Raw genomic sequence first — 7524 nt, forward strand, 5'->3', positions numbered from 1 at the left:
TGACCGAGCACCCTTGCCCGCCACCCTTGGATACCCGCTTCCCATCTGTGTCAAAACTCGCGAGGCGGAGACCCTACGAATCGTCATTCCCGCGGAAGCGGGAATCCAGGCGGGGTGAGGCGGGGGAATAGTCCGTTCTGCCCCACCCAACCCCTGGATTCCCGCATTCGCGGGAATGACGATTTCGGGGCGGCCGTGCAACTCCCGGTTCGTGGCGAGTTTTCCAACAGCCTGTTCCGCGGAAATGACTATTTCATGGGGTCCCTGGCCCACGAGTATGGACATCGCCTGTTCCGCGGGGTCGACGGGGTCGGATCGCGGGCTGGTCAGTGCCCCGTTCCCGTTCCGATTATCGCCAGCGCGTCCAGCGCCAGCCCTCCGGCGCCCTTGGGCAGCGCCACAAACGGGTTGATGTCCAGGCTCTCGATGACGTCTCCGCCCGCGGCCGCCAGCCGGCCCAGGGCCACCAGCGCGTCGACGACGGCGTCGCGGTCGTAAGGGTCCTGCCCGCGGTATCCGTCCAGCAGCTTGCCGACGCGGGTGGCGTCGATGAGCCGGGCGGCTCCGTCCCGGCTGATCCCAGGCGGACCGAACGCCACGTCCTCCACCAGTTCCAGCAAGACGCCGCCGGCGCCGAACATCACCACCGGTCCCATCTCGGGATCCCGCTGCATGCCCAGTACGAGTTCCAGGCCCGCCGGCGCCATCCGCGCCACAAGCCAGCCGTCCAGACGGATATCCGGGTCGTGGGCGGCGACGTTGCGCGCGATGTCCCGGCACGCCTGTTGCACGGCCGCGGCGTCGCCGACGTGGACGCGCACGGCGCCGGCGTCGCTCTTGTGGGTGAGATTGGCGGCGACGCCCTTGACCACCACCGGATAACCGAGGCGTTCGGCCAAGGCTCGTGCTTCCTCCTCGGTGCGCGCCAGCCCTTCGTCGATCAAGGGCACGCCGAAGGCGCCCACCAGTTCCTTCGAGTCCGGCTCGGAAAGGGGGAAGGGCGTGGCGGCCGTCGCGGCCTGCCGCCGCAGCGCCTCGACGCGCGCCGTCAAGGCCTCCGGCAAGGCCCTGGCCGGCGCAATCTCCGCCTCGCGGCAGCGCCGGCGGTAGTCCTGGACCGCGCGGATGGCGCGGAACGCGCGCTCGGGCTCGTTCAGGCAGGGAACGTGGGGGAAGCGGCGCCGGGCGGTACGGCTGAACTCCGTGAGGTCATACGACGCCGGCGAAATAAGCACGAAGGGTTTCTGCTCAGTGCCGAGGAAGCGCTGGTCGATGGCCTCGATGGTGGCCAGCACCCGCGCGGCGCGCCGGCGGTTGGCGTCGTTGATGCCCTCGTGCGGCGGCAGGTCCTCCTGGAACACCAGCATGTCCACCCCGGGGTCGTTGTAGACCGCGTCGACGACCTTGAGCGCGTCCTCCCTGGGGCGGTTGAGATAGCCGTCGGCGTCCAGGGGGTTGCTGATGGCCATGCCGTCGCCCAGGAGCTCGCGCAGGCGTGTCCGGGTGTCGGAAGCGAACTCGGGCAGCGGCACCCGGTGCCGGTCCGCGGCGTCTTCCGCGAGCCCGCGCACCCCGCCGGAATAGACCAGGCAGCCCACGTTCTCGCCGCGCGCTTCGCTGGCGTAAAGCAGCATTTCGATGACGTCCGTGGCGCGGTCGGCGCTCTCCACACGGATCACGCCGGCCGGACCGGCCACCGCGTCGAAGGCTTCCACCCGGCCGGCCAGGGAGCCGGTGTGGGACAGGGCGGCCCGGCGACCGCCCTCGGACACGCCCATCTTGAGCACCACCACCGGCTTGCCCGCGTCGCGGGCCGCGCGGCAAGCGGCGAGGAAATCCTCGGACCGGCGCACGGCTTCCACGAGACAGAAGATCAGGCGCACTTCCGGGTCGCTCACGAAATAGCGGATGTAGTCGGCGGTGATGAGCCCGGTCTCGTTGCCGCTGGTGATGACGTAGCTCACGTCGATGCCCCGGTCCATGAGCGTGCGCGCGATGCTGGGCGTGGTGGTGCCGCTCTGTCCCACCATGGCCACCGGGCCCGGAACCAGCTCCTGCACCCGGTCGTCCGGCAGGGTCAGCACGCGCGCGCGGGCCGACAGGTTGCCGAGACAGTTGGGTCCGGAAACGGCCAGGCCGGTCTCCGCAATGGCGGCGTGCAACTCCGCCTCCAGGGCGCGGCCGGCGTCGGTGCCGGCCTCGGAGAAGCCGGTGGCGTACACGGTGGCGCTGCGGGTGCCCATGGCCGCGGCTTCCCGCAGGATGCCCGCAACGCTGGCCGCCGCGCGCATCACCACCAGGTGGTCGGGCACCGTGGGCAGTGAAGCCAGGTCGGGATAGCACTTCACCCCCCAGATGCGCTCATGGTTCGGGTTCACCGGATAGACCGGCCCGTCGAACTTGAAGCGAACCAGGTTGGCGAAGATGCGCGCCGTCCATCCGCTCGGGTTCTCCCGGGCGCCCAGGATGGCCACGCTCGTGGGATTCAACAGCGTCGCGACCTTGTCGGTGCTCGTTTGAGTGCTCATGGCTATGGCCGTTGTGTCAACACACTATAGGCTACGGCTCCGGACAGTGGCAACTTGGCACCGGGTGTCGCCGGAATATGTCATGCCCGCCGCCCCGCCTGGATTCCCGCCCCCGATCGGGGTCGAGGGCATGCTTCCGCGGGAATGACGGAGGAAAATGACGATTCGAAGCGTCCCTGCGATGCCGCGGTCTCGTCCTCGCAGGCTGGAGCCGGATCTGCTAGTGTCCGGCCCATGAGCACCATCAGCTTCATCGCGGACACGAAGGAGGACGCGGCGTTTCGGCTGGAGGTCCGGCGCTGGCTGGAGGAGAACCTGCCGCCGGAGTTGAAGGGTTGGTCCACGCGGCCGCCGCCGGAGATGATCCGGCCGTGGCAGCGCAAGCTCTACGAGCGCGGCTGGATCGCGCCGAGCTGGCCGAAGCAGTACGGTGGCATGGAGGCGACGGTCAACCAGCAGTTGATCCTTCAGGAAGAGTTCGGGAGCGCCGAGGCGCCGGTGCTGTCGCGCCAGGCGGTGGGGCACATCGGGCCGATCCTGATACGCCACGGGACCGAGGAGCAGAAGGCCGAGCATCTGCCCAAGATGCTCTCCGGCGAGGTGCTGTGGGCCCAGGGCTACTCCGAGCCGGGTTCGGGTTCCGATCTGGCGAGCCTGCGCACCCGCGGCGAGATCGACGGCGACCACTTGGTGATCAACGGCCACAAGATCTGGACCACCGGCGGCCACTACGCCGACTGGATGTACGCGTTGATCCGCACCGACCCGGACGCGCCGCGCAAGCAGTTGGGCATCTCCATGGTGCTCATCGACTTGAGGACGCCGGGGATCACCATCCGCCCCATCAAGACGCTGGCGGACGACGAGGAGTTCGCCGAGGAATTCTTCGACGACGTGCGCGTGCCCCTCGCCAACGTGGTGGGAAAAGTGAATGACGGGTGGCGCGTGGCCAAGGCGTTGCTGGACGGGGAACGGCTCGGCAACGCCAACCCGCAACTGGCCCTGGACATGCTGGAGCGGGTGCGCAAGGTGGCGCGCGCCACCGGCGCCTTCGACGATCCGGTGTTCCAGGACCGGCTGACCCAGGCGGAACTGGATGTCCTGGCGCAGTCGGCGGTGTTCGCGCACGCGGTCCAGATCGCGCGCGCGGGCCGGGAGATCGGCGCGGACTCGTCCTTCATCAAGATCGTCTCCACCGACATCGTGCAGCGTATCGCCGACCTCCTGCTGGACGCGGCCGGCGAGCACGCCGCCGACGCCGGCCCGCTGGACACTCCGGAGGGCCCGGTGGAGGTGTCGGTGCTATGGCGCGAGGTGCGGCGCATGTCCATCTACGCCGGCACCAGCGAGATCCAGCGCAACGTCACCGCCAAGCGGGTGCTGGGACTACCATAGGGTAGCGGCTTGCCGCTTCCCAGGCGGTTTCAAAGCCCTCCGGCGGAGACCGGAGACGCTGCGAATACGTCATTCCCGCGGAAGCGGGAATCCAGGCGGCGTGGGGTGGCCGCATGCCCGAGTTGCCGGACGTCGAACTCTACATCCACGCGCTGAAACCGCGGGTCGTGGGCGAGACCTTGGAAGGGGTCCGTCTCGCGAGCCCGTTCCTGCTCCGGTCCGTGGACCCGCCCATTCATGAAGCCGAGAACCGCAAGGTGCTGGGGCTTCGCCGGCTGGGCAAGCGCATCGTTTTCGAGCTCCAGGACGACCTCTTCCTGGTCTTCCACCTGATGATCGCGGGGCGGTTCCGCTGGCGCCCGCGCGGAGCCCGCGTCCCGGGCAAGCTGGGGCTGGCGGCCTTCGACTTCTCCTCGGGCACCCTCGTTCTCACCGAGGCCGCCTCCATGAAGCGCGCGTCGCTCCACCTCGTGCATGGCGCCGCTAACCTGAAGCAACACGACCCCGGCGGCATCGAGGTGCTCGAGTGCAACCTGGACGCGTTCCGGCGTGCCCTCCAGAACGAGAACCACACGCTCAAGCGTTCGCTCACCGACCCGCGCCTGTTCAGCGGCATCGGCAACGCCTACTCCGACGAGATCCTGCACCGCGCGCGTCTCTCCCCCATGAAGCAGACGCGCCATCTCGACGAGGCGGAGATCGAAACGCTTTTCGAAGCGGTCCGGGAGGTCCTCCAGGAGTGGTGCCGAAGACTCCGCGAAGAGACCGGCGACAGCTTTCCCGAGAAGGTCACGGCGTTCCGTCCCGGCATGGCCGTGCACGGCCGCTACCGTGAGCCGTGCCCGGTGTGCGGCGCGCGCGTGCAGCGCATCCGTTACGCGGCCAACGAGTGCAACTACTGCGCCCGCTGCCAGACCGGCGGCCGGCTCCTGGCCGACCGCTCCTTGTCACGGCTCATGAAGAGCGACTGGCCGCGCACGCTGGAGGAACTCGAGGAGATCAGGACGGAGCGGAGTCTCTGACATGGCGAGGCGCTAACGCAGCTTGACCCCCTGCCGCCGCTTCTCCTCCGCCACTTCCCAACCCCCCTGCGCGTACCATTCCACCTGGCGGAACAGTCCGCTGAGGATCTTGACGTCACGCTCTTCGAGGCCGGCGCGGCCGAGGACGCGGCGTAGCGCGAGCAGGATGTGCTCGGGGTTCTGCGGATCGAGGAAACCGACCTCAAGCAACGTGTCCTTCATGCGGTCGAACAGCGCTTCGACCGCTTCCGCGGGCGCGCGCTTGAGGCGCTCTTCGCGCGGCTGGGCCAGGGTGGCCGCGACGTAGATCTCGTAGAGGCACACCATGACGGCCTGCGCCAGGTTGAGGGAGGGCTGCTCCGGGTGGCTGGGGATGGTGACGAGGCGCTGGCAATGCTTGAGGTCGGCGTTGCTGAGCCCGTGGTCCTCGGGGCCGAAGAGGAGGGCGGCGGGCGGGGCGTTCTCGCCGGCCACGGCCGCGACCATGTCCCGGGCCATCTCGCGCGGCAACTCGACGTGGTCGCGGTAGAGTCCCTTGCGGCAGGTGGTGCCCACCACGAGGCCGCAGTCCGCGACGGCTTCGCGTATGGTCTCGTACCGGCGCGCGCCGTCGAGGATGTCGCGGGCGTGCACGGCCATGGAGCGGGCCGACAGGCTCTCGGTGCGGCCTCCGCCCACGAGCGCCAGCTCCAGCAGGCCGGTGTTCTTCATGGCCCGGGCCACCGAGCCGATGTTGCCCGACCCCTTGGGGCGCACCAGGACGACGCGGACTCTTGCGAGTGTCTGGGCTACGGTGGAGTCGGACATGAGGCGGGGAGCCTCGAAGCGCGCCGTTGACCTGACGGCCGTGCGTCAGGAGCCGTCGGCCCTGGCTCTGGCGATCATCTGGGTCAGGTCCGCGAGGGGCACCATACCCCGGGCGATCTGGTTGCCGACGATTATGGCGGGTGTCCCGTTGATGCTCAACGTCCTGGCAAGATTGAGGGTCTTGCCGAGGATGTCCTGTATCTTGGGGTTCTCCATGTCCTTCTTGAGCCGTTCGGTGTCCAGACCCACCGAACGCGCGACGCGCATGAGGGTCTTTTCGTCCAAGGAGTTCCCCTGGACGCGCATCAAGGCCTCGTGAAACTCGACGTAGCGTCCCTGGTTGCGTGCCGCCAGCGCCGCTTGGGCTCCTCTGATCGAGTCGGGTCCCAGGACCGGGAACTCCTTGTAAACCACCCGGAGCTTCGGATCCTGTTTCTTGATCTTCTCCAGGGTGGGAGCGAACCGTTTGCAGTAGCCGCAGCGGTAGTCGAAGAACTCCACCAGGGTCACGTCGCCGTCCGGGTTGCCCCCCACGAACGAGTCCGTATCCGCCAGAAGCGCCTGTTGGTGCTGCTTCAGGAGAGCCTGGTCGCGCCGGGCCTGCAGTTGCCGTTGCTTCTCACGGTGGCGCTCCACCGCTTGGAAGATCACTTCCGGGTTGTTGAGGAGGTATTCGCGGATGATCTCCCCGATCTCCTCGTTCGAGCGCTGCCCCTTGGCCTCATCGGCGCCCATGGCCGGTGTCGCGCCCACAAGAAAAAGCGAGAGCAGAAGCAAAAGATATCTTGCCGTGAGTCGCAACATCGCATTCCCTCCTGAAGGGTCCGGATCGTGTTTCGGTTCGTCGTGTCGACGCGGTATGCGCACGGCGTCGCGGATGGACACCGCCAGTCTATGCGAGATTGGCCCGCTGCGCCAGTCGGAGAACTGTCCAACGCTGTCGGTCCCCGAAGGGGGTTGATTCCGGGTTAAAATTTCCATATTACTGGAATCATGGAACACAAGGACGCGGTGGGTGCGCTTGCGGCGCTCGCGCAGGACACGCGCCTGGACATCTTTCGGTTGCTGGTGGAAACAGGCCCCGAGGGACTGCCCGCCGGACAGATCGGGAAGCGGCTCGGGCTGCCCCTGGCGACCCTTTCGTTTCACCTCAATACGCTGAAGCAGGCCGGGCTGGTGGAGTTCAGGCGGGAATCGCGTTCTCTGATCTACCGGTCCAACTTCGAGACCATGAACGATTTGCTCCGCTATCTGACGGACAACTGTTGCGGCGGCAATCCCGAGGTCTGCGGCATCCCGGTATGCGAGCCGACGCAAGAAGATCCATGGGACAAGACCAAGAAAACCCGAAAGACCTCCCGCGTCGCCTGACCGCCGAGGCCGTCGGCACGGCGTTCCTGCTGGCCGCGGTGGTGGGCTCCGGCATCATGGGCGAACGGCTGGCCGGCGGCAACGACGCGGTGGCGCTGCTGGCCAACACCGTGTCCACGGGCGCGGCCCTCTCGGTGCTGATCCTGGTGTTCGGCCCCATCTCGGGCGCCCACTTCAACCCGGCCGTGACCGTGGCCGAGGGCTTCCTGGGCGGGCTGGCGTGGCGTGACGTCCCCGGCTACGTGGCCGTGCAGATCATCGGCGCCGTCGCCGGCGTCATCGTCGCCAACCTGATGTTCGACGAGCCCGCGGTGTTCTTCTCGCAGAAGCATCGTGTCGGGGCGGGGCAATGGCTCGGCGAGTTCGTCGCCACCTTCGGGCTGCTGTCGGTGATCCAGGGC

Annotated in this window: 7 protein-coding genes; 4 read left to right on the plus strand and 3 right to left on the minus strand. The window is 68.0% G+C overall.

What is annotated here, in order from left to right:
- Positions 1-326: 326 nt before the first annotated feature.
- Complete coding sequence (locus OXF11_08070; protein ID MCY4487059.1) at positions 327-2528, minus strand: acetate--CoA ligase family protein; 2202 nt, start codon at positions 2526-2528, stop codon at positions 327-329.
- A 234-nt stretch (positions 2529-2762) separates the two neighbouring features.
- Here OXF11_08070 and OXF11_08075 point away from each other — a divergent pair, with 234 nt between their 5' ends.
- A complete protein-coding gene (locus tag OXF11_08075) occupies positions 2763-3923 on the plus strand; it encodes an acyl-CoA dehydrogenase family protein (GenBank protein ID MCY4487060.1) in 1161 nt (386 codons plus the stop codon).
- Positions 3924-4036: 113 nt separating this feature from the next.
- Entirely contained in the window at positions 4037-4945 is a 909-nt protein-coding gene (locus OXF11_08080; GenBank protein MCY4487061.1) for a formamidopyrimidine-DNA glycosylase, read from the plus strand.
- A gap of 12 nt (positions 4946-4957) precedes the next feature.
- Here the strand turns inward: OXF11_08080 and OXF11_08085 are convergent, their stop codons facing one another.
- Both OXF11_08085 and OXF11_08090 read right to left on the minus strand, forming a co-directional pair.
- Entirely contained in the window at positions 4958-5752 is a 795-nt protein-coding gene (locus tag OXF11_08085) for an RNA methyltransferase (GenBank protein MCY4487062.1), read from the minus strand.
- A gap of 45 nt (positions 5753-5797) precedes the next feature.
- Positions 5798-6556, minus strand: a complete 759-nt coding sequence (locus tag OXF11_08090; protein MCY4487063.1) for a DsbA family protein — start codon at positions 6554-6556, stop codon at positions 5798-5800.
- 189 nt (positions 6557-6745) lie between these two features.
- Here OXF11_08090 and OXF11_08095 point away from each other — a divergent pair, with 189 nt between their 5' ends.
- Both OXF11_08095 and OXF11_08100 read left to right on the plus strand, forming a co-directional pair.
- Positions 6746-7123, plus strand: a complete 378-nt coding sequence (locus OXF11_08095) for a metalloregulator ArsR/SmtB family transcription factor (protein ID MCY4487064.1) — start codon at positions 6746-6748, stop codon at positions 7121-7123.
- The coding region (locus tag OXF11_08100) for an aquaporin family protein (GenBank protein MCY4487065.1) at positions 7078-7524 on the plus strand (447 nt) is incomplete at its 3' end. The genes OXF11_08095 and OXF11_08100, both read left to right, overlap by 46 nt.

It is taken from the genome of Deltaproteobacteria bacterium, assembly GCA_026712905.1.
GTDB lineage: Bacteria > Desulfobacterota > Binatia > UBA9968 > JAJDTQ01 > JAJDTQ01.

Coding starts and splice junctions, on each gene's coding strand:
- OXF11_08090 (MCY4487063.1), bottom strand. CDS start 6,556: ATGTTGCGACTCACGGCAAGATATCTTTTGCTTCTGCTCTCGCTTTTT.
- OXF11_08070 (MCY4487059.1), bottom strand. CDS start 2,528: ATGAGCACTCAAACGAGCACCGACAAGGTCGCGACGCTGTTGAATCCC.
- OXF11_08075 (MCY4487060.1), top strand. CDS start 2,763: ATGAGCACCATCAGCTTCATCGCGGACACGAAGGAGGACGCGGCGTTT.
- OXF11_08080 (MCY4487061.1), top strand. CDS start 4,037: ATGCCCGAGTTGCCGGACGTCGAACTCTACATCCACGCGCTGAAACCG.
- OXF11_08095 (MCY4487064.1), top strand. CDS start 6,746: ATGGAACACAAGGACGCGGTGGGTGCGCTTGCGGCGCTCGCGCAGGAC.
- OXF11_08085 (MCY4487062.1), bottom strand. CDS start 5,752: ATGTCCGACTCCACCGTAGCCCAGACACTCGCAAGAGTCCGCGTCGTC.